Here is a 22196-nt window from a genome sequence, read left to right on the forward strand (position 1 = left end):
AAGAATAAGAACATTATAAAACAGTAGTCAGACTAAAAAAGTAGTGGTTTTCTTACTCTTCCACCTTCCCTATTTTCATTACTTTAGCTTCAAATTCATCTCTTTCTCCCAAAGCCTTGTTGCGGACACGTGTCCGATAATTATAGATGGTGGTCACGGAGTAGCGAAGGAATTGCGCTATTTTAGTGCTGTCCGTGATTCCCAATCGGATAAGGGCAAAGATGCGGAGTTCGGTGTTCAGCAGTTCTCCCGGTTTGGGTTGCATCGGTTCGGTAAGCAGGGCATTGAACTCGTCTACGAAGTTGGGAAAGAGTTGCAGGAAGGTCATGTCAAAGTTGGCATAGAACTCTTTCAGTTCTTCGTCGAGGAATTGGGAGGATTTTATGGCTTTATAAAGCTCTTCCACTCTGCCGGCGGCGGCAATCTTATTCAGGGAGCGGCGGTATAAGTCCATCTTATCCAGGTAAGCGGAACACTGATCCATATAACGGCCGATGTATTCTTCCTTGATATAGTTGGTTTCCGAAAGTGTGTGGTTCATCTCTTTCAGTTGCGAGTTGGAGTCATGCAGTTCTTCGTTCAGTTCTTGCAGGAGCGTGTTGGTATGAACGACTTCGCGACGGGCGGCGGCTACTTTCTTCATCTGCTTGTACACAAAGAGGATGGCTACCAATAGGAATACGGAAAGCAGGCTGATACAAATCAGAGAAGTCTTCATTTCCCGTTGCTGACGTTCCGTCTTTAACTGGTAGGCTTTGTCGATAATGGGAAAGACTTGCGAGATTTCCAGGGTACGAAGGCGGGCATTACAAAGGGTTGCATCTTCCAGTGAACATTTCAGATAGTTATAGGCACGGTCTATATCCCCGTCTTCGTAGACGAGCGAAGCGAGCTTCCGCAAAGAAACATACTCTTTTACTGCCGATTTCAGGTCGGCAATGGCTGAAAGAGCCAGGTAATGTTTTTGTCCTTTCTTATCGCCTTTCAAACGGTAGGCTTCCGAAAGCGTGTAAGCAAGCATGGCCTTTGCATGATTGTCCAAAGAAGGTTTCCCGTAGAAATCCATCAGCATATTTATCGCCTGGTCATATTGCGCATGAACCGTGCACTTATCCGCCAGTACCAATACATGCCCCAAAGAATCGGATACATTGGTTTGCAGAAGAGAGTCGCGGTACAAGTCCGTCATGCGGTAATACTCTTTCTTGGCTTTTGCCGTGACGGCATAATCGCCCATCAACCCATAAATAGTGCGGTATAAATGATAATAATAGGAATACAGATAATCGGGCAAGGTTTTCTTGTCAATCTCGCCCAATAGTTCAAGCGCTTCTTTATACATTCCGGTGGTTCCCATCACTTCCGCCATATTCATGGCAGAATCATCCAGGTAATCCGATTTATTCAGACGGTGTGCCAAGTCCTGTTTCCGCTGGGCGTAGACAAAAGACGAGTCCAGGTTATAAGCCCGGTATTCATCGAAAAGACGTCCACAGAATCCATATCGCTGTTCGTCGGAAGCAGCTTCGGACAGTAACTTTTTCAAGTCGGCAATACGTGTTTCCTTTTCTGCCCCATAAGTCTGGCGGTTCTTAATGATACCATCAATCTCGCGGAGTAACGCATCGGTACTCTTATCATCTTTCGCACAAAGCAAGCCGGGAAGGATTATTGCCACAAGAATCAAAATAACTTTTTTCATAGTGCCGTATGTATTATATATTGCAAAGATAAAAGTCTTTCAGAAACTTTCTGCTTTCAAACAAAAGATTGTAGTTATATAAATCATAATTTACCCTTGCGGATAGTTTTCGAAAATAATAAACTGACAAATATTTGGCACAACACAGTGAATCGGCTATCTTTACAACATTATTACAAAATGTTATGCATATGCAAGATATTATCAACGGACGTTGCGGTTGGTGCGGAACTGACGAACTGTATGTGAAATACCACGACCAGGAGTGGGGAAAATTGGTGACTGACGATAAGACGCTGTTCGAGTTTCTTGTGTTGGAGAGCGCCCAAGCCGGATTGAGTTGGATAACTATCCTTAAGAAGCGTGAGGGATATCGCAAAGCCTTTTGTGATTTCGATGCCACGCTGGTAGCGCAAATGACCGATGAAGACGTGGAACGGTTGATGCAGTTTGACGGCATTGTGAGAAACCGCCTGAAAATCAAATCGACCATCACCAATGCCAGGCAATTCCTCGCCCTGCAAAAGGAGTTCGGTAGTTTTTATAACTACACACTGACATTCTTTCCCGACGGAAAACCGATTGTCAATACTTTCCGTTCATTGAGCGAGATTCCCGTGTCGTCCCCCGAATCCGATGCCATGAGTAAGGATATGAAAAAACGAGGGTTCAAATTCTTCGGAACAACGATTTGTTACGCCCACTTGCAGGCTTCAGGGTTTATCAATGACCATCTGGTGGGATGCGCTTGCCGGACAAAATAAAGGCTGTGCCAGTTTTCCTGATAAGATACGGGATAGATTGCAATAAACAGAGTCCAAAGAAACGCACCCCAAAAGTCTGATAAGAACTTTCAGGGTGCATCTCAACATAGACTAACCTTTATAAATACAGAATTTTATTCTGACACACAAATCAACGGAGAATAACCGGCATCATCTCCCTGCAAAAATACCAGACGATAATAGTGTACCTTGGCATTATCCCTGCCTGCATCCATATAACTATTTGTCGGTGCATCAACAGAAGCAATCTCCTCCCAATTCCACAAATCAGCAGAATGCAAAATCCGGATACTTCCCGATGCCGTACTTTTCCATGATATGTTCACTTCCTGTCCCCGTGCTCCAAAACGGGCGGTAATATTTTCCGGAGCCGGCAACCGACGGGTCTTGCACCACAAAGCACGACCAATCATAGGTAAATTACCCGGCAGTTTACCCTTGTTAATCTCCAATACCTTCTCATACCAATCCTTCCGGATATCAGCCAGTTGCATATGGTCGTCGCGTACATAGTTATCCATATATTTGCCTTCGTAAGCACCGTTGATACGTCCGGGGAAACGTCCCTGGTCATCTTTCGTACAAAATACAATATCAAACATCGTATTAGCCAACCGTTCCATGGTTTCATCAATATACGGATGACGACCGCTCAGATAAATATTATAAATCACATTCGCTACCAGCGAGGCATGGTTCAAGTCTTCCGCATGCTTCACCTTGTCGGCTACTTTAGAATAACGCCATTGCAGACAAGTGGATCCGGTATTAGAGGTTACCGTCCACGAATCCTTGATAAAGAATTCCAGATTGCCACGCACCACCCGGTCGTATAAAGCAGCCCTTGAGGCATTTCCCAGAATTTCGTGGCATTGTGCCATATACGTCAAGCCGTCACAAGCCATCAAAGCTTGATTCCAAGCGATAGGTTCGATAAGGGCAGTGCTGTTTCTGCGATAAAAAACCAAGTCTCCCGAATGAACGAACCTCGTCAACCAATTATCATAAATTTCATCACACATACGCAGGTATGTCTCCGCGCGTTTCTTGTAGGTTGTACCATAATAATAACGGTCGTTGGCAGCTACCCGCTGGTTCCAGATAGAAGGGGTCTGCAAAATAAGGCGTGCACAATACGCAATACGTGCCAACACCGCTCCCTGTTCCACCGCTCCGTCAACCTTTTCCTCATCCGCTCCGGTAGAAGGCCAGATGTCATTCGGTTCACCTGTCCATCCTACGATACGGAAGTCCCCACCGGGTTGTCCGTTACGGGTATAAAGCGCGGCATCGGCATACTCAATCACCCGGTTCAGGAAAGTCAAGTCATACGTTATCTCAAACAGGCGGGTGCAGGCTCCCATGCTCTTGCCCAAGGTACGGAACACCCATGTATTGTCATATTGGGGAGTTACCGGTACCTGCAAGGCGGAATTATACATCATATAGCCCTTGAAAGCATCAAGTTCCTCTGTGGTCAACATTCCTTTTGCGGTCAGTACCAACTTGTTAGCCGATTTGATGCCATCACCATAATTATAATGTTTATAAGACCTTTCTTTGTCTTTCCCGTTTGAAGAGGCAGCTATTTGAAGCCGGTTATTCTCAATCTTGAACTTCCGCACATCATCATTATCATAATAAAGCATATCGCCCTTTGTCTCATAAGTGCCAATATGTTCTGTTTGCAAACGGTCGCCCGTCACCGAATAGACCTCCTGACGATAGGAAAAATCGCTGTCAAAGGTCAAATGACGCTCCTGCCCGTTCTCCAAGTCATCGGCATCTTCCTCTATCCATATACCATCCACCGGATTCACAGCCGGAGCCACCGGCTTGACAAACACCGGCGGTTCCTCCACCTTTTCATCGTCACTGCACGAACAAAATAATAATCCGCCCAGCAATATGGCACCAAGATTGAAACACATAGTCTTACAGTTCATTCTGTGAAAGAGAGAATTTGAAAATATTTTCATAATCAGAATGTTTTCATTCAGTTTGTCATAAATCTCCAGGTAACTTTGCCTATATTATCGGGATACCCTTTCTCCGCCTTACTGATACTTCCTTTCCATTTACCATTGGAAGTGCGGCTGACAGTAATAGAACGCCAGGAGTACATACCGTTCTCGTAGTCGAAAGTTTCCCCGTCGTCGTCATACAGACGATAGTCGCCTGCCTTCATACCGTAATGACGAATTTCAAGATTTATCTTCTCGCCTGCCTTAGGAGCATGTAGCATTGGTTCCATCATAGGAATGACGGCCCCATCTTTTACATATACCGGAATACGTTCCAATCCCGGCTTCACCGTTATCACTTCTCCATTGCCCGCATACTCACCCGTGTAGAAGTCGTACCAATTACCTTCCGGCAATACTACCGTACGCTGCGTCTCCCCCTTGAACATCGGTGCCACCAGCAGATATTCCCCTGCCATATACTGGTCTTTCACTTCTTTACCTACTGCCTCCAGATAAGGATTATCTTCCAGATTCTTATTCTTAACCTCCTCTCCGTAAGTCTGTTTGCCGGACTCAAACCCGGGTTCGAGGTTCATTGCCCGGAAAGGCGGTGTCCCTTCAAAGCGGTATTTGGCAAACTCACTATACCAGTATGGCATCATCTGCATACGCAGCAAAGCATATTCCCTGACCTGTTCCGCCACCTCGGGAAATGTCCACGGTTTGGTGCCGCTTGCCCAGGCGTTTATCATCGCCATCGGTGAGAATACCACCGACTGGAAACGGCGTAACCAGTCCTCGCCACTTTTCGAGCTACGTACTTCCGGTGTCCAAAGCACTCCGCTAAAACCGGAGTTAATCAATGCGGTAATAAAGTCACGGTGACTGTAATAATCGTTGTAAAGCACATACGGGAACGAGCTTCCGCCACCATTGGAAGCGCGTACCAAACCGAAAGTGCGTTGATTGCGCTTCTTATAAATATCAGCAGTCATACGCTGTACCCATAAGCCATAGGTCTGACGCATCTGCTCGGCAGACAAGCCGGAAGGGAATGTAGCTACATCCGGCCATATATAACGGTCGTATCCGTCCACCTCATCTATTTTATATCCGCTGACTCCTATGCCGATATGTTCCTTTTCCAGTTTGTCCATCCAGATGCGACGCGCCTGCTCCATCCCCCAATCCGGCACGATGCCGCACCACACTGTATGAGAACCGGTATATGGATATATATCCTTATAAATCCCCGAAGCGGGAGACACATACGGATTCGTCCACAGGTTGATACGTATTCCTTTTTGTTTCATCCGGTCGACAAATGCACCCGGTTCCGGAAAACGCCCTTTATCCCATTCAAATGAACAAGGATAAGCCTTACTCTGCCAGCCGGGCTCCAATCCGATAAAATCCAGCGGATACCCTCTTCTCTCAAACTCTTCCGCCTCCTTTTCCACCTTGTCCGCATCATACAGCTTCTGTGTCCGTTGCGTAAATCCCAGTCCCCAACGGGGCGGCAATGTCCCGCCGCCACATAATAAATTATAGCGGCGTATCGCATCCAACGGAGTGGGACCTGCAAACAGGTAAACCTCTACGCCTTCGGCAGGTATCAGGATTTCAACCGCATCGGAGTATTGTTGAGAACTCCAGCTTTTGTCCGTGTTCCGGTCTTTGGCTACCGGCTTCTCCGGGCTGTCCTTGCGGGCTGCCGAACCGGCATAAACCGTCAGATAACGCGCAGAGTTAATAAACACACCATACCCCGCACTGGATACGTAGAAAGGCACAGGTGCATGAGTACGCCCCGTATCTTTTCCGCCATAATGGTCAACATGCAGATTCAGAATCTTCCCGCGCTGATGCACCGTCTGGAAGTTCAGTCCGAAACCATACAGTTGTTCTTCCTTGCGGAGCGGCAAACGCAGTATCGTCTTACCCGCTTCAATCCTGCTGACAACCTGACCCGCCAAACCGGGCAGTCCGGCTTCCGGCAACCGCTTGAATCCTTCCTTCAAAGGGGTAGCACCCGAAACTCCCAACAATGAATACGCTTCGGGCTTGCCTACAATCCCTTTCCATACTCCCGGCTCCACTTGTTGCCACTGAATCTGCCCGTTTGCCGTAACTAAAGCCAGCCAACAGACTATAATACTTATCAGTCTTTTTATTTTCATGATATTTTCAAGATTAAGTTACTCCATTTCCCAATCAAGTACTACCACCTATTTATTAATTAGATGGCAAAATCCAATAACAGGATTTCTTTCGGACGAAGCGTCAAGGAGAGAACATCCCCGTAATGATACTCCTCACGGACAGTCTGCGGCTTATCCCCCAATACGGAAGAAACCCGGTAAGCTTTCTTCATGCCCGGCATCAAACCTGCCTTGCGGTCTAAGGTTATCTTGTATTCACGTTGTTCTTCCGAAGGGTTATGAACGGAGATATATCCCTGTTTCTCATTCCACGCCGTGTAACCATATACTTCCGCCTTTCGGGGATTTCCGCCATGCATCCTCACCCGCTTGAATGCAGGAAATGCCTGATAAGACCATTTCAGGCCTTCTGCCAGTACATCCCAGTCAGTAGCAGACAAGCTGTCTGTTTTCAAGTAAAGCTCGACAAATCCTGTTCCGCGGCTCAGGTTCATAAAGAGATAATCCTTAAAGCTCTTACGGTCTTCGTTGGCAGTAACCTTTTTGGGTTCATGGTTGAAGATAGAGTTCATCGGGAATTTAGTGTTCTCCTGTTGCCAAATCTGATGGTACACATGGTCACGATAGACCAGTTCTCCCGTACGGTCTTTGCCTTTGGCAGCGTCTCCGGCATTAATCAGCCATACGACATCAACATACGACAGCCACCACGGACTCAGATAGGCCGCATTGGTGATAGCAATAAAAATATCCGGATTCACCTTGTGCAAGCCATCAAAGATTTTCATCAGCCGTTCTGTGCCCGCTACCAGATAGTAGCTTTTCAACTCATCATATTTCGGGTCATTAAGCCGCTCGTCACTGGTAGAGAAACCTTCCAATCCCAGTTGGGGCATCGCAGCCGTTCCCCGTCCCTGCAACTCGAAGTCGCGGATATTGAGGTGACCGAACAGCCCGTCAAACTTAAAATAAGAAACCCCATGCCGCGCCAAGTCAAGCACACGGTCTTCCAGTCTGCCCATATACTTCTCTCCGGTCATGGACATACCATAAGAAAGAGCCTCAAAACCATATCCACCCATTCTTTCCACCATCGGACGCGCTCCGAAGATAGATGCCGGACTTAGCCAGATTCCCAAAGTGGAACCCGCTTTCAATACTTCTTGCCGGCTATCCCTGAAGTAAGGGGCAAACTTACGATTAATCTTCCAGACGGTATCAGCCCAGGTCACATGCTTGCTTTTATCCTGCCAACCGTCATCAATCACATAGGCATTGAGAGGACGGCAGCCACGACGAGTCACCAATTCTTCATGCACCTTGCGGAGACTTTTGGCAAATGTCTCCTTCGACACCCGGTTGCCATAATCAAACCAACTGTTGTACTGCACCTGCAAACGGGCAGGACGACGACGGATACGGTCGATATAATAGAAGAACGTATCATCAATAAAGTTCTTGTCATCGGCTACTCCCACCACGCTCCGGTAAGTAGTGTAACGCTCTTTCGGCAACAAATCCTTGCCACGAAGATAACCGCAGGTAATCGTACTTCCCTCTTCAACCGTATTGAAAGCTCCCGGAAATTCCATGCCCCAAAATGTGGCTGTAGCTGTCGTATATACCGGCTGCCCCAGTCCCGGCTTCCATCCGCCGGATTTCCGCGCCGTTATCAACTTCAACTTATAATTCTGAAATGCGTCCTCAAAAGCAATGGATTCCACATCTATCTTTTCCAGCGTCACTTTCTTCCCGGAAACAATCTCCAGATACTTATGCCCATAGAAATTATCTTCCGCGAGTTCATAACAGACATCGACAGCAAGGGCGTGAACCTTGTTCTTGAGATGGAAACGATAGCTGCGCACAGAAGAAGTGAATTTCTTGTCCACAGACGCTACTACAAAATCTTTTGCGGTCAGAATCTTGTCCGTACCTTCCTTATCCGTCCCCTCGGAGATTCGTAGGGCAAACTCCTGACAAGAAACCGGAACCAAATTGGCTCCGGCTTGCTTGTTGACTATTTGCCTGGTCGACAGGACACCGTCTTTGACGACCAGTGTCCGCGACATATAAGAATTCTCCAGCACATATACCTTTTCTCCGGCATGAACAAACCCTAACGAAGAACAGACAGCCCAAAGAACTCCCGCTACAAATATTCTTTTTACCATACTGACATTTATTTACCGATGGCTGTTGCCCAGTTGTTCGAGAAACGGAAACCTCCGACAGCACCGTCACAACCTCTGCGATAACGGAAATAGATACCCTTAATAGCATTCTTTATTTCTCCCGGTTCACCTTTCGCTACCAGTTCCGGAGTAGGCTCTTCCGCTGTCAGTTGAGGGTCAATAAACAGAGCCATCTCTTGTTTGGCAATATCCATCTTCAACACCAGCAAATGCGTCTTATTGAAATCATACGATTTCGATTCTGCTCCAAGCTTGCGTGCACCTACACCAAATACAAGTTTGCGGTCCTCACCACGCTTCACATATACCTTTCCGCGCGTTGCATTACCGGTATGGCTGACATTCATTCCGACCAATTCGGAAAAACCACCACCTGTTTTCTTCATATTGACAAGGAAAGCCAAGTAATAAGCTCCTTTGCGGAATTCATTCTTATTGTCCGACAATGAATACACACTGACACAGCTACCCTTGATATCGTTCGGGAAACCTCCCAAACTAATGGCAACCCCTCCTTCAGGATAACCATCATAAGCAAGTCCGTTCACAATTACCGGACTTGGTATTTCCGGCACTCTCTTCTGGTCGAACGCCCCGTTCCACGTATTAATACGAATCGCTTCCGTTGCCTCTTGATAAACAGCCTTTTCCAGTTTATCACCCGGCTTGTAGTCTTTTAAAAACTCATTTCTCAATACTTGTGCATTGGTTGCCAATGCTGCCACAGCGAATGCGGCTAATAATACTACTTTTTTCATGGTTGTTATAATTTTAATTATGATTATTCACGTATTACTTTATCAGCAACAGAAAGAATATCTTTCGGGAAATACAAATTTACTGTCCATGAGGCAGTTTTCGCATCCCCATTAGGGTCTGCGCTTATTTCCCCCTTATCAATCGAAACCATTTCAATAAATCCCAATCCCAAAACTGTCCTGTCCTCACCACTCTTATTAGACTTCCTTATCACCACTACTTGTATATCTCCAGGTTGAATTCCTGCAATAGCAGCCGTAGCTGACAGTGTTCCATCATTCCATTTATCATCGTTTAGTCTGTAATCTATATATGTATATTCCCTTGATTTATTAGTACCACCAACACTACCGTCAGCATTGGCATTATCATATCCCAATGCCAACATTTTTTCCATGGTAATAGGAGTATTCTCTACATTTTCCGTACTTGTTCCCTTTATGAAGTCAACAATAGGAGTTTCATCTGTATTTACATTCTTGTTCAATCTTCTGAAGAACAATGGAAAGCCATGTCGGGGAACTACATTGTTTTTATAAACCGACGCATTTATTCTATTATAATTATTAGTGGCATCATTCGCTCCTCCTTTTCTGCTAAACTCAACCAATATTTCTGTGTCCTGAACATCCGTATAGTCAGATGCCGTATAATAATTTCCTGTTGTCAAGCTATAATAACGAGCGGTTCCATTATCAGTAGCCAATACCACATTCCTAATGATGATATTGGCTTGCACCTTAATCTCAATATTAGTTGAAACAGTTTTGGTTTTCATCCCATTCCAATATACGATGACAAAATTGTTGCCAGTGCTTCCTTCCGATATATCACCCGGCAACGAACAAACTAATTTCTCTTGGGTAGACGCTCCTTTGTCAATTGTGACCACATAATCACCAATTTTCACAGTTTCTACCATCAATAAGTTCTTACCTGTAATTTCAAACACAGTTCCAGGCATAATACTTTCCAGACATTCCACATTTTCCGGTTGGACTTTCTTTGCAGCAAACTTATCGGAAGATTCACTTCTTCTTCCTTCCGCCACATTATCTTCCGCTCCATAACGATACACCAAAGTGATTGTCACAGGTTCTTCCTCTTCATAATAAGGAACTGTCACTTTTAATACCGTACTGTTTGAGTTCTCTTTATCTATAACAGCCTCTGTTGTGCCGAAAATCACCTTTTCTACCAAGTGCAGGTCTGTTCCTGTCAGTGAAATCTGGTCGAAGAAGTCAGCATCGATAGACGATACGGCATCCAGTTTCGGTGCACGAGGAGTTACCGTAAAGCTCTTCTGGGTATCCATCTTTACAGACTCGTTGTCCTCATTCGTATACTCCAAGAAAATATTCACAGCATCCGTTGTGTCATAATAAGGAACTTCCACTTTCAGTTCCGTTCCCGAAGCGCCCTCAACAGCTCTGGTAGCCTCATCCTCTCTGATAATCCTTGCTTCTACAGTGCCAAAAAACACTTTCTCCACTATATCCAGATTTTCACCTTCCAGCGTAATAATATCCCAATAGCTAACGTTATCCTGAGGTACTACAGTCAACGATGGTGTCTGAAATACTGCGTCTACTACAAACTCACTGACCGTTTCGACAGTTCCATACGGAGTCGTGACTCTAATCTTGCCACCTGTTACCTCTTCCGTAGTCACCACTTTTATTTCAGTATCCGTAGCCTCACCTGTAAGTTCCACTTGCTTGCCACCTATCGTCACTTCGTTGGCTTCCTTCAGCCCAGTACCTGTAATCGTGATTGTCACTCCCGGTACTCCGTGAGGTGGAACAAAATCTGTAATAGTAGGTGCAGCCGGAGCCGGCTCTTCCGGTGCTCCGTCTTCCTTGTCATCACTACATGCTACTGCGAACATCAATACGCTGATAATAATTGAAGTCCATTTGCTTATCTCTTTTATTATATCTTTCATTGTTTTCATGTTCTTATCTTTAAAAATCTGTTTTTAGTTCCCAACGCTTTTCGGAACCATTATTTTTTCTGGAAATAGAAATCGAGCGTCATCGTGCCATTCGCATCGGCAGCGGAAGTTCTGCTCACACTAATCAATCTCACAAAACCTATCTGAAGTACCTCTTTATACTCCTTGTCTGTAACCATCACCAGATTAATGCCACCAATCGTAATACCTTCATCATTACTTGCGTTATATGGCAAACCACCAGTTCCACCACTCGTATCATCTTCCGCTTTATGACGAATAACCTGTTTCTTTGTGCTATATGACAATCCAGCCTCGGCTGCCGTCTCTGCATCAAAATACTCCAACGTACCTTCATTAATCATCTTTATGAATTTGGCATCCGCCTCATTGCTCTCTTTCAGTTTACGGAACCGCATGGGTACCCCGTTTGCTCCCGAAATTTGATTTCCGTTACAAGTCCATCGTTTATCCAACAAGCCGCCGTCTTTCGGATAAAGCGATCCAAGGTTCAAGCCGTTAGCCCCAGGATATAATGCCAGATGAATCTTATTTGCGTTCGCTTCAAACTCACAAGGGGTATATGACAAGCCTGTAATACCGCTAAAGAAATTTACATTCGGATGTGTAGGCCCATACAACATTACACTTCTCCATACATAACAAGGTGACTCTTGCAGACGGATGTTACCGGCAACATCCTGCATGTTTCCATCAAAATAGACAATCTCTACCTTAGCACTTTCATTAGCCTCACAATCAGCCGGTACCAGACAAACCAACTTCGTCGGTGTAACCGACTCGATAGCCAGTTCGCGACCTTCCAGTAAGACTTTCTCAACTACTTGCAGATTAGTTCCTTCAATTTCAAAAGTATTTCCTATAAATGCTTTTTCGGAAACAGAAGTAACAGACGGAGCAGATGCGTTCAACGTAAAGGCATTTTCAATTACCAGCTCCGTGGGTTCTATACCATAATTATACTTAAAAATAAGGTCTACCGCCCCATCAGCTTTATAATAAGGAACAATAATCTCTATCTTTTCATCCGATTGCAATTCAAAGTTCGCTTTTTTGACAGACGTTTCCGTCCCAAAGGCAATCTCATTTACCAAATCCAGATTCTCACCTTTAATAACCATTGCAGCAAAAACACCGGCTTCGCTCGGATATTCCGTCACTTTCGGTCTAAGATATTCAATTATAAAATCTTCGTCAGCCACAGCCTTACCGTAAGGACTGGTCACTTCTATTTTTCCGGAAAGATTGTCTTTAGTAATCTCCGCCATTACCAATGTACGGTTCACACGGATGACATTCGCTTCCACACCACCAATCTTGATGGTAGTCACATCCCTCAAATGCGTACCCGTAATGCTGACCATTGTTCCGATCTGCCCTACCTTAGGAGTGAACCCCGTAATTTCCGGTGGAGTAGTATCCAAAGGATCTACATTCAACGTTTCATGACAAGATGTTGCAAACATCAATATGCCTGCTATTACGGAAACCCATCCCATCATTCTTTTATTTATCTTCATCATGTCTTTCAAGTCTTTAAGTTTATATATGCCACTCTCTATTAATAACCGACATTCTGTGTCGCATTCGGAGCTGAAATCATCACATTATAAGGAATGGGCAACAGCAACTGCCAGTTCTCCAATTTAGGATTCGGTACATATGTATTATACTTTTCATTGCCATAATAATCACTCTTGCTACCACTACTTTGATTTCGTGTCTGCTCCGTCCGCAAGTGGTTTTCCATTACTTCGATGAACTGGTTCGTACGCACCAAATCAAAGAATCTCTGGTTCTCCATCGCAAATTCCAATCTTCTTTCTCTCGCCATCGCCGCACGATACTCCACACGATTAGCAGGAGTTATCGCCTCCAGTCCGGCACGCTCACGGATATCATTCAAATACCTGTTCGCTATATCTGTCGGTCCGTTCAGTTCATTCTCGATCTCTCCCAACATCAGCAACACATCGGCAAAGCGAAGAATCGGCCAGTCATTTTCCGCATCATAACGTACAGTCACCTGAGAATAGTATTTCCTCACCCAGCCGACATGCTGAAGAACTCCCAACTTGCTGGTCCAGGTTTCACTCAGAACCACATCCTTGCGCTGGTCTCCCGCTTCCGCTTTATAAGCATCAATCAAGTCCTCAGTCGGGCAGTTATAGCTGCTCCCACTTCCATAAATCACTGCATCCTCACTTGCCGAGGGAGCGAAATAATTGGCAAACGGAGCACCCAATCCCTTACCACCGGCAGCATAACGACACACAAATATCATCTCTTTATTCATCTCATTGGCCGTACTGAATACATTTGCATACACGCTACCCATCAGTCCGGCATCCAACAACAGCCCGTATCCGCTATTCTCCTTCACATCTTCCAGCAATGTTTTTGCCTGTTGGAGCATTTTCGTAACTTTCCCATTATTGGAAAGCGTCAGATAGACTTTGGCCAACAAAGTTTTTGCTGCCCATTGATCTGCACGCCCTAAATTTTCATCATCGTACTTTTCCGGCAATTCCGCAGCAGCAAACTTCAAATCTTCCTCAATAAAAGTATATATCTCCTCTCTCGAAGTACGTTCTGCCTGCTTGGCAACTTCCGGAGAGATTCGCTCGCTCACCAAAAATACAGGACCATAAAGGCGAACCAGATTAAAATAGTGATAAGCCCGGATGAAGCGTGCCTCCGCCTCAAACTGTATCCTTTTCTCCGGATCGTCCGCACCATCCAAATGTTGCAACACAGTATTGCAATTAGCTATATTGTGATATACCGCTTCCCAATAAGTGTTGTTCAACGCATTGGAAGTTTCCACTTTATAGATATCCAAGTGAGTGATTTCCAAATCCGTACTACCCGTAGGCGCCTGATTACGGTTGCGCGAGTTGTCCGAGCGCACCTCTGTTAGAAAGAATTCCTTATCCAGCGCATCCTGGATACCATTGTAACAAGCAATGACCGCCGAATTCAACGCTGTAGTACTATTGTAATAGCCATCACTATCCATTTTGTCATACGACTCTCTATCCAGAAAACTGTCGCATCCGAAAAAGACTAACAGAATTGGCAAATATTTTAATATTCTTTTCATGGCTCGTCGTTTTAAAAGTTAATGTTAAGTCCTACGTTATACGTTCTCATAAGCGGGAATGTCCCTGCCTGTGCACTATTCTTCACCATTGCGGCACGACTTCCGGAACGCGCTTCCGGGTTCACTCCCCGATAATTGCTTGACATCAGATAAAGCAGGTTCTGCCCTGTGGCATAAATACGCAAACCGCTAAGTCCCACTTTACGTAATTTCTTTTTAGGGAAAGTGTATCCTACGGTCACGTCACGCAATGCCATAAACCCGGCATCCTCAATCTGATAATCGGTAAGAAAGTGAGAGATACCGAAATCACGGTACGGCACTTTTCCATTCCCCGGGTGTTCCTCGCTCAGCCATCTTCCTGTCATATACTTTGGCGAACGGTCGTTGAACTCGTTATAGTTACCATTTGCGTTAAACACTTTTCCACCCACCTGTCCCTGAAGCACAAATGAAAGGTCGAAGTCTCTATACTTCAAAGAGTTAGTCATACCCCAGATAAAATCGGGATAAGGAGAACCCAGTACTACACGGTCATCATCATTGATCACATCATCACCATTTGCATTAGCTACACGCAGACCTCCCGGACGGTCAGACACATGATGCGGATTGCTGTCCACTTCTTCTTGTGTTTTCCATACACCCACCGTCTTATATCCATAGAATTGAATCAACGGTTCGCCTACCCGTGCGATGTAATACTGTTTGTTACTTCCCAAAGTTATCTGTTCCGCCGGTCCGCCCAAATCAAGCAAGCGGTTGCGCGTCATAGATATATTAAATGAAGTATTCCATTTGAACTTACGACCATTGAAATTATGGGTAGTCAGTTCCACTTCAAAACCCTTGTTTCTCAACTTACCTTCATTTGTCCATGCCTTGTTATATCCGGAAACACTGTTTACCGTTTTCTCGTAAAGAAGACTCTTGGTGATAGCATAGTAATAATCGAATGTAACACCGATGCGACTATTCAGTACGGAAATATCCACTCCGATATTATACTCTCCCGTCTGCTCCCACTGCAACGATGAGTTACCCAATGTTTTGGAATTATTGGCAAAACCTACTATTACAGAACCATTGCCGGCACCCAACACATAAGGAGCAGGATCGAGCAAATTGGTATTTGCATAATTAATGATGGCATTTGTTCCCGTAATACCATAACTGGCTCTTACTTTCAATTGGTTCAGCCACTTAGCATTCGCCTTGACAAAAGGTTCTTCCGAAATGCGCCAACCACCTGATACGGAAGGGAACCATCCCCAACGATTATCCTTACCAAACTTCGAACTTCCATCCGTACGGACAGTAGCCGAGAAAAGATACCGGTCTTTCAACGCATAATTCACACGACCGAAATAAGACAACATCGCGTCATCACTTTTCCACGTTCCTGTACGCAAAGAAGTGCCTTCATACTGGTCGATTCTTCCGGCTGCACTCAATGAATAGATATCATCCGTCAGAAAGTCGAACCCGAGAATACCCGCCTTCGTTGTCGTATTCTGATACACGGAAGCACCCAGCAAAGCATCAACAGCATGTATTTTCTTAATCTTTATGCTATAGTTCAACGTATTTTCCGAAGACAAGCGAACTGTTTTATTATTAGAATAATATCCGCGGCTGGGGTCAGAATCAGTTATTGCCCCTTCTTTCCGATAGACAGTCGACTCCGTATAATTAAGACTATAGCTGTTGGAAGAACGGAACTTCAATCCTTTCAGTAACTTGACCTCAATATATCCCTGCAACTGTACACGATATTGCTCGGACGGCTGCGAGATACTTTCCAATGTAGCAAGCGGATTATTATTGCTGGAGTTCCAGGGAGTAGCTTTCAAATTCGTAACCTCTTCTCCTGTCTGCGGATTGATTCCCGAATAAGACATATTACTGAAATGCGCCCCTTTGGTATATTCGCCCACCTTTCTACCAGTAATTGCCGCCGTATACTCATTGTGGCGTGCAGGCATCCATGAGGGAGTACGCACAAAACCCATATAATTCGTTCCCGGACGTTCTGACTTCGTATAAGTAGGAGCTATATTCACTCCCACTGTCACTCTCTTGGAAAGGTCGGCGTCAATACGCGCTCTCAAGTTATAACGTTGGAAATAGTTCTTTTTCAACATACCTTTATCATCCGTATACGCTCCGGACACAAAGTATCTCAATCCTTTCGCCCCACCGCTGATTGAGAAATCGGCACTGAAATAGTTCGGGTTACTGCGGAACGCTTCGCTCTGCCAGTCAATATCGCTATTCTCTGAAATGATGTATTGGGCAATGTCACCCGAAGAAAGAGTTTGTCCGGTCAGTTTATAATCCTCAATCCTCTGTTGGATATATTCTTTGGTCGTCATCATCGGATAGCGTTTATACTCTTCTCTCGTACCCCATTTCAATTTCAAGGAATACTTCGGCTTGTTTGCCGTACCACTCTTAGTAGTAATCATAATAACGCCATTTGCCGCACGCGAACCATAAATAGCGGCAGAAGCCGCATCTTTCAAGATTTCAATGCTTTTGACATCACTGGGATTAATGGCATCAATGCCGTCATCCATAGGAAAGCCATCCACAACAACTAACGGAGCGCTGCTGGCACTAAACGAAGAAGTACCGCGCACCATAATGTCCGGTTCTGCTCCGACTTCGGAAGTAAGATTCAGAATCTGCACGCCGGCAGCCTTTCCCATCAACGCCTGATCCAAACGTGAGGTTGGCATATCCTCGATTCCTTCAATATCCACTTTTGTAATACCACCCGTCAGATGTGATTTCTGCTGTACACCATAACCTACAACAACCACCTCATCCAACTGCTGCAGGTCTTCGTGCAACACAACACGAATCTCAGTCTTATTCTTCACGGAAACAGACTGAGGCGCAAAACCTACATAGGTGAATTTCAGCAAGGTCTTGCCTTTCGGCATATTAATAGAAAACTTACCGTCCATATTGGTGACCGTTCCACCGGCCGCTCCTTCTATCATGACAGACACACCAATCAACGGATCATTGTTCTTATCAACTACAACTCCCCTGACAACTGTACTCTGCAACACCTCGTCCAATCCGGGCGAGGAAGCGAAAGCGGAAGTTCCGAATATAAATACCATCAATATAGTATTTATTAAAAAGATAGGAATTCTTTTCATATTACAATGTTTTTCATATAAATGTTTGCGGAGAATAAAGCCACCCCCTTTCCTGGCCAGAGAAAGTTTTGCTTCATTCTTCCAGTCACAAAAATAGAGATTAATATATTGAAGCGATTTACAGAATCTTCCAAAGAGTTGTAGACACGATTCTTCGCTTGCAATAATCCTTCTAATCCTTGTAAAAATAGCCCAGAGATGGGTATAAAGAATAAAATAAGCCTGTCAATCCCAATAAATGGCTATTTTTTTATTATTTTTGCTACACGAAAATATCACCCCAAATATAGTTGATTTATGAAAAAGGTACTATGTATTCTACTAGTTTCTATACTCACGCAGTTTATTTTAGCATCCCCGCAATATCATTTTTCAAATTTATCGGTGAAAGACGGGTTGTCACAACTGCACGTCACCTGCATCTACCAGGACAAACTGGGGTATATGTGGTTCGGCACGCGCAACGGGCTGAATAAATTCAACGGAAACTCTTTCGAGATATTCTGGAACCATGCCGACGATGAACAAAGTATCAGCAGCAACACCATTGCCTGCATCACCGAGGATGCGGAAGGCAACCTGTGGGTCGGCACCGAAAGCGGATTGAACAAGCTTGATAAAAAAAGAAAAGGATTCAAAAGATACTATCTGGCCAATGAGGCGGATTCCGTCAATAATAAGATCCTGTCACTCCATATTGACACAGAAGGAGTGTTATGGGTAGGAACCCTTTCCGGACTTTTCATCTACGAGCCGGAATCCGACAGTCTGAAATCCGTTTATATCCAGGAACTGGCTGACAATTCCGTCAGCGCCATACTGGAAAAGGATAACTGCCTGTACCTTGCCTCCAGCAAGAACGGACTTCTCATATACGACCGGCAAAAGAAACGGATTGTCCGCTCTTACCGGACAGACTCCAAAACCCTGCCTGTCATATCCAACTATATCAAGGACATCTATATCGATAAAAAAGACAATATCTGGCTGGGAACTTATAAAGACGGCGTATGTGTCATCAAGCATGATTTGTCGGAAGTCGTACCATACAATACTTCCAACGGATTGTCGAACAACAGCATCCGCTGTATCAAAGAATCCCCTTCAGGCGAAATATGGGTAGGCACTTTCGACGGACTGAACATCATCAATCCGGTGACAAGCCGGATTACATCGTATAAATCCGGTTCACAAGGCACGCTAAGCCATCATTCCGTCTACAGCATCCTGTTCGACCGGATGCAGACTATCTGGATCGGAACCTATGCCGGTGGGGCCGACTACTATAACCCGTACGGACACCTGTTCGACTTTTACAATCCCGGCGCAATCCTGAATGACCACATCGGTATCCTGGGGCCGTCCGTCGAATATGACGGAACACTCTATATCAGTTCCGAGGGAGGCGGATTGATATCCTTCGACCTGCGACAGCAGACCTTCCACCAATACACACTCCCCCAAAACAGTGACAACCCCACACGGAGCATTTTCAAGACCACCTATCTGGACGGCAACCGCATCCTTTGCGGAACCAGCCAGGGAGAAGTGTACGAATTCAACCTGCATTCGCACCAATTCTCCTTATTTTATCAGACTACCGACCGCCGGCCGATTTACCATATCAGCAAAAGCCATTCCGGACAGTTCATCATCGGTTCCATCAGCATGGCAGAAGGACTCGCATTCATCTCCAACGACGGGCAACGAACCGTACAAACCGGATTTCCGGTCAAAGGAAAAGGAGACATGCACTTCTCCCACGTCATCTGTGTATGCGAGGCAGACCATGATGTGTATCTTATCGGAACCAAAAGCGACGGGCTGTTCTGCTACGACAAGATGAACCATACCCTTATCTCTTACAACCAGACCAACGGATTTGCAGCCAAGTCTATCAGCAGTATCCTGAAAGACCGTTCGGGAAGAATATGGATCAGCAGCGTTGACGGCGGGCTGAGCGAACTTAACCTTTCCACCGGAAAATTCACCACATACAACGAAAAGAACGGGTTACTGAACAACCAAGTCTGCAAGGTTATAGAAGGAAACGACAACTCTTTATGGCTCACCACGCTGAACGGTATTTCAAATCTCGACCTTCGCACACGCAATATTATCAATTACGGACAGGAAAGCGGCATACAGATACAGGAGTTTTCTCCCTGTGCAGGCATCCGCCTGTCCGACAATCGGATATTCTTTGCCGGCAACAACGGGTTTACTCTCTTTAACCCGAACGATATTATCACCAACCCGAACGTGCCGCCTGTCATCCTCGACAAGCTCTATATCAACAACAATCTGATACAGCCGGACGACGAAAACGGTATCCTGAAAGAAAATATCTCCACCCAGAAGAAGATTGTCCTGAAATACAACCAGGCCAATATAATGATTGAATATGCCGCACTGAATTATATCTTCAACAATAAGAATGAATATGCCTACAAATTGGAAGGGTTCGACTCCGAATGGAATGAAGTAGGCAACCGGCGTACGGCCTATTACACCAATATTCCGGCAGGAACCTACCAATTTACCGTGAAAGGTTCCAACAACGACGGCATCTGGAACGAAGAAGGGGCAACACTGGAAATTGTCGTTCTTCCCCCCTTGTGGAAAACGTGGTGGGCTTATCTGCTCTACTTCGCAATTGTCACCGCCCTGATTGCCTTCATCATCCGCTACTTCACCGAGAAAAAACGCTTGCAGAATAACATCAGGCTGAAACAAATGGAAGCGGAAGTACACGAAGAATATTACCAGGAACGCAACCGGCTCTTTACCAACTTCTCGCACGAGTTGCGCACCCCGCTGACATTAATCATAGCCCCACTGGAAGAATTTGTGAGACGCACGGATTTGGTAGACGATGTCCATTACAAATCAAAGCTGATGTTGCGCAATGCACAACGGCTGCTCCGCATCGTCAACAACCTCATGGACTTACAAAAGAACGAGAGCGGCACCATGAAGCTACAAGTTTCAGAGAACGACATCATCAAGTTCACACATGAAGCGGTCGCCTCGTTCCAGGATTTGGCACTTTACCGCAATATACACTTAAAGTTCCACCATTCCCCAGACCGCCAGCTTCTATGGTTCGACTGGAATCTGTTGGAAAAGGTTTATTTCAATTTCCTCTCCAATGCGTTCAAGAATGTTCCGGACGGTGGTTCCGTGTCGGTAGAACTGAATGTAAAGACGCTCTCCGAGCTTGCATTCTTCATACCCGCCAAGTCGAACAAATACAAGAACGAGAAAATACAATACCTTACCCTATCCATTCAGGACAACGGCGTCGGCATTGCTCCCAATGAACTGGAAAAGATCTTCCGCCCGTTCTACCAGGTAGCTCAAAACGAACACTCCAAATCGGGAACAGGCATCGGTCTAAGCCTCAGCAAAGCAATCATCGAAATGCATCATGGGATAGTATGGGCAGAGAATGCGCCCGAATCCGGTGCTGTTTTCAAATTTGTCATGCCTATCGACAAGAACCTCTTCTCTGCGGAAGAGATTACCGAATCGACAAATAACGAAGCTGTCTTACTCAATGTGGAACTCCCCGACAACGCCTACGAAGCAGATAATTCATCCAAAAAGCAGTCGACCATCCTGGTAGTGGAAGATAATCGTGACTTGAATAATTACATATGTTCCTGTCTGGCAGACAAGTATAATGTGATAGGGGTGACGAACGGCGAGGACGCTCTCGCTAAGGCAGTTTACCTGCTCCCGAACCTGATTATCACCGACCTGATGATGCCTAAGATGAATGGTATCGAACTGATCCGGCAGCTCAAAAAGGATATGAATACCAGCCACATCCCTATCATCATGGTAACTGCCAAAACCGGTACGGACGACATCCGCGAAGGATACGCCGCAGGGGCGGATGAATATATCACGAAACCTTTCGATGCTTCCATACTGAAAGTAAGAGTGGACAATCTGATTCAGAACCGTGAGAAGCTGAAAGAACTGTATAGCAAGAACTTCTCTCTCGAATCACTGGGTGTAGACGTGACTTCCGTTGACGAGAAGTTCATGCAGAAACTATACGCCACTTTACAACAGAACATAGCCAACTCCGACCTGAACCTGGATGCATTCTGTAAGGAACTCGGCTTGAGCAAATCAAACCTTTATCGTAAAATAAAGCAGATTACCGGTTACTCTCCGAATGAGTTCATCCGCAATTTCCGATTGGAAACCGCCGCAAAAATGCTGAAAGAGACAGATATGACGATTACAGAAGTATATTGCGCCGTCGGCTATAATAGTTTAGCTTATTTCTCGAATTGCTTCAAGGCGTTGTACGGAATGTCACCTACCGAATTCAAGAATAAGCAGGAAGGGAAATAAATTC

11 protein-coding genes are annotated in these 22196 nt (G+C 45.3%); 2 read left to right on the forward strand and 9 right to left on the reverse strand.

Annotated features, from left to right (window positions below; all coding sequences use genetic code 11):
* Positions 1 to 52 precede the first annotated feature (52 nt).
* Complete coding sequence (locus AB5443_RS21305) at positions 53 to 1702, reverse strand: DUF6377 domain-containing protein (RefSeq protein WP_368114361.1); 1650 nt, start codon at positions 1700 to 1702, stop codon at positions 53 to 55.
* Positions 1703 to 1893: 191 nt separating this feature from the next.
* Between AB5443_RS21305 and AB5443_RS21310 the strand changes: the two genes are divergently transcribed.
* Positions 1894 to 2466, forward strand: coding sequence for a DNA-3-methyladenine glycosylase I (locus tag AB5443_RS21310; protein ID WP_022137537.1), 573 nt, complete (start codon positions 1894 to 1896; stop codon positions 2464 to 2466).
* Positions 2467 to 2600: 134 nt separating this feature from the next.
* On the opposite strand, the gene AB5443_RS21315 is transcribed toward AB5443_RS21310, so the two are convergent.
* The 8 genes from AB5443_RS21315 to AB5443_RS21350 form a co-directional block, all read right to left on the reverse strand.
* Positions 2601 to 4418: a hypothetical protein gene (locus AB5443_RS21315; protein WP_368119638.1), complete on the reverse strand. Its 1818-nt coding sequence runs from the start codon at positions 4416 to 4418 to the stop codon at positions 2601 to 2603.
* 65 nt (positions 4419 to 4483) lie between these two features.
* Entirely contained in the window at positions 4484 to 6634 is a 2151-nt protein-coding gene (locus AB5443_RS21320; RefSeq protein ID WP_368114359.1) for a TIM-barrel domain-containing protein, read from the reverse strand.
* A gap of 59 nt (positions 6635 to 6693) precedes the next feature.
* Positions 6694 to 8790, reverse strand: a complete 2097-nt coding sequence (locus AB5443_RS21325) for a hypothetical protein (protein WP_022137534.1) — start codon at positions 8788 to 8790, stop codon at positions 6694 to 6696.
* 8 nt (positions 8791 to 8798) lie between these two features.
* Positions 8799 to 9569 (reverse strand): hypothetical protein, encoded by a 771-nt coding sequence (locus tag AB5443_RS21330; RefSeq protein WP_368114358.1) that lies wholly within the window; start codon positions 9567 to 9569, stop codon positions 8799 to 8801.
* A 23-nt stretch (positions 9570 to 9592) separates the two neighbouring features.
* Complete coding sequence (locus AB5443_RS21335) at positions 9593 to 11524, reverse strand: IPT/TIG domain-containing protein (RefSeq protein ID WP_368114357.1); 1932 nt, start codon at positions 11522 to 11524, stop codon at positions 9593 to 9595.
* A 50-nt stretch (positions 11525 to 11574) separates the two neighbouring features.
* Entirely contained in the window at positions 11575 to 13068 is a 1494-nt protein-coding gene (locus AB5443_RS21340; protein ID WP_368114356.1) for an IPT/TIG domain-containing protein, read from the reverse strand.
* Between the two features lie 38 nt (positions 13069 to 13106).
* Positions 13107 to 14648, reverse strand: a complete 1542-nt coding sequence (locus tag AB5443_RS21345; RefSeq protein WP_022137530.1) for a RagB/SusD family nutrient uptake outer membrane protein — start codon at positions 14646 to 14648, stop codon at positions 13107 to 13109.
* An 11-nt stretch (positions 14649 to 14659) separates the two neighbouring features.
* Entirely contained in the window at positions 14660 to 17821 is a 3162-nt protein-coding gene (locus tag AB5443_RS21350) for a TonB-dependent receptor (protein ID WP_229087768.1), read from the reverse strand.
* 297 nt (positions 17822 to 18118) lie between these two features.
* Here AB5443_RS21350 and AB5443_RS21355 point away from each other — a divergent pair, with 297 nt between their 5' ends.
* Positions 18119 to 22192, forward strand: a complete 4074-nt coding sequence (locus AB5443_RS21355; RefSeq protein ID WP_368114355.1) for a two-component regulator propeller domain-containing protein — start codon at positions 18119 to 18121, stop codon at positions 22190 to 22192.
* Positions 22193 to 22196 lie beyond the last annotated feature (4 nt).

The sequence above is a fragment of the Bacteroides sp. RTP21281st1_H5_RTP21281_210402 genome (genome assembly GCF_040918965.1).
Taxonomy (GTDB): domain Bacteria; phylum Bacteroidota; class Bacteroidia; order Bacteroidales; family Bacteroidaceae; genus Bacteroides; species Bacteroides congonensis.

Coding starts and splice junctions, on each gene's coding strand:
- AB5443_RS21305 (WP_368114361.1), bottom strand. CDS start 1,702: ATGAAAAAAGTTATTTTGATTCTTGTGGCAATAATCCTTCCCGGCTTG.
- AB5443_RS21310 (WP_022137537.1), top strand. CDS start 1,894: ATGCAAGATATTATCAACGGACGTTGCGGTTGGTGCGGAACTGACGAA.
- AB5443_RS21315 (WP_368119638.1), bottom strand. CDS start 4,418: ATGTGTTTCAATCTTGGTGCCATATTGCTGGGCGGATTATTATTTTGT.
- AB5443_RS21320 (WP_368114359.1), bottom strand. CDS start 6,634: ATGAAAATAAAAAGACTGATAAGTATTATAGTCTGTTGGCTGGCTTTA.
- AB5443_RS21325 (WP_022137534.1), bottom strand. CDS start 8,790: ATGGTAAAAAGAATATTTGTAGCGGGAGTTCTTTGGGCTGTCTGTTCT.
- AB5443_RS21330 (WP_368114358.1), bottom strand. CDS start 9,569: ATGAAAAAAGTAGTATTATTAGCCGCATTCGCTGTGGCAGCATTGGCA.
- AB5443_RS21335 (WP_368114357.1), bottom strand. CDS start 11,524: ATGAAAACAATGAAAGATATAATAAAAGAGATAAGCAAATGGACTTCA.
- AB5443_RS21340 (WP_368114356.1), bottom strand. CDS start 13,068: ATGATGAAGATAAATAAAAGAATGATGGGATGGGTTTCCGTAATAGCA.
- AB5443_RS21345 (WP_022137530.1), bottom strand. CDS start 14,648: ATGAAAAGAATATTAAAATATTTGCCAATTCTGTTAGTCTTTTTCGGA.
- AB5443_RS21350 (WP_229087768.1), bottom strand. CDS start 17,821: ATGAAAAGAATTCCTATCTTTTTAATAAATACTATATTGATGGTATTT.
- AB5443_RS21355 (WP_368114355.1), top strand. CDS start 18,119: ATGAAAAAGGTACTATGTATTCTACTAGTTTCTATACTCACGCAGTTT.